Source organism: Frigoribacterium sp. CFBP 13712, from assembly GCF_014842255.1.
Taxonomy (GTDB): Bacteria; Actinomycetota; Actinomycetes; order Actinomycetales; family Microbacteriaceae; genus Frigoribacterium.
On sequence record NZ_JACYVH010000020.1, the window covers coordinates 1 to 1574 of the forward strand.

Sequence of the window (1574 nt, forward strand, 5' to 3'; positions counted from 1 at the left end):
ACCTGTGACCCCGCGGGACTTGCAAGCTCGATCCGGACCGCTAGACGATCCCCTATCGGGCATCAATTGATCGCTGCCACAGGAGCGTGGTGGATACCCAGAAGATCTCGCCGTGGAGTCGAAGCAAGCCAAGTACGAGCCCGAACTGCTTGGATGTCCGCCCCCTGACGCCGTGTTGTCCCGGGAGACTCAGGCTTGCAGGGCAGACATCCGCCGAGGCGCGAACGCCCGTCACCGTCTAAGCCCTGGGCGCACTGGTGGCCTCCCGGCGGGCCAAGTAGCTGAACAAGGCACTCACAATCAAGACGACGGCACCAGCGATGGCAAGCGGGATCGCGGCCAGCATCATCAGTCCTCCGCCAATGTTCGCTCCGGTGTCTGGTTCGGACAACAACGTCGTGACGACGAAACCACCGGCGAGGACGCCCGAGAGCGCAAGCAAGATGCCCCCGACAACAGCAGCAGCACGGGTTGTAGACATCATTTCTCGCATTTCCTTTGGCGACGCCAGGACACATGGCTCGGGTCGGGAAAACCACCCCGACGCGGTTCATTATTACGGAACAACAGTCCCTGGATGGCGCCGCCGACCTCCTCACGCTGCGGCATGTTTTGAGTGTCGACGAAGTTCACACCATGGGCGTCTGAAACTGACGGGCGGTAGACATTCGGACACCGAACGACGGCGCGCATGAACCTGTCCCCTGCGGCCACTGGGCTCGAGACATCTGGATAGACCAGTCCGGAACCGATCTCGATGAAGGATCCCCTATCGGGCGTGCGGCTCCCTGTTTCGTAACTCGTCGAGCATGCGGGTGAGCTTGTCGTAGCCACGCCAGGCGGTGACCGTCGACACGATGAGCAAAGCGAGAAAGACCAGAGAAAGGACGAACCAGACCGGATCCGCTGTAGAGGCGAGCCAGAGGCTGAGCGCGAGGAAGCCCATGAACATGACAGGCGCCAGCCACCTCGACCTACGGTTCTGGCCCTGCCACTTCTCGAGCATCGGGATCCATGTCGACGAGTCGACGTCGGAAGGAACTGCGCCGGCCTTCACCGCCGCCTGCATCCGAGACAACTCATCCACACTGCCGGCACCACGCCGGGCACGGCTGATGACCACACCGAAGAAGACCGTCATCGCACCCGCGTAGAAGACCGTACCGAGCAAACGGGCGATCACGGGCTGTTCGCCCGGCATGACGAGGACACCGATGCCCAGCCACAAGGCAGCCAGGAGGATGAAGAGCAAAGGCAGAAGTGCTCGAAGCGGCAGAGAGCGGAAACGCGCCATCAGAGATACTCCTTCGGGATAGCTCATATCCTCCCCTAGGTTGTCTCGTCGTGACCGCCTCGGAGCCGGCCTTGGCACGCGTACGGACATGGATCCCCTATCGGACCCCGCCCTTCGGTCTCGACCACGCTGTCGAAGTTCGCTAACTTCAGACATCACTACTTCTCGGAGGCGCTGTGCTCTCGATCGTCATCGTCCCAGTGGCCCTCATCATCGTGCTGGCCCTGCTCGGGATGGCCATCCTCGGGACTGCCAGAACGAGTCCTACCCAGAAGCGCCA

General features: G+C 61.9%; 2 protein-coding genes. Both read right to left on the reverse strand.

From position 1 onward, the window contains the following. Positions 1-238 precede the first annotated feature (238 nt). Positions 239-484, reverse strand: coding sequence for a hypothetical protein (locus tag IFT51_RS14710; RefSeq protein WP_192061837.1), 246 nt, complete (start codon positions 482-484; stop codon positions 239-241). A 285-nt stretch (positions 485-769) separates the two neighbouring features. Continuing rightward, positions 770-1321, reverse strand: coding sequence for a hypothetical protein (locus IFT51_RS14715; RefSeq protein WP_192061838.1), 552 nt, complete (start codon positions 1319-1321; stop codon positions 770-772). Positions 1322-1574 lie beyond the last annotated feature (253 nt).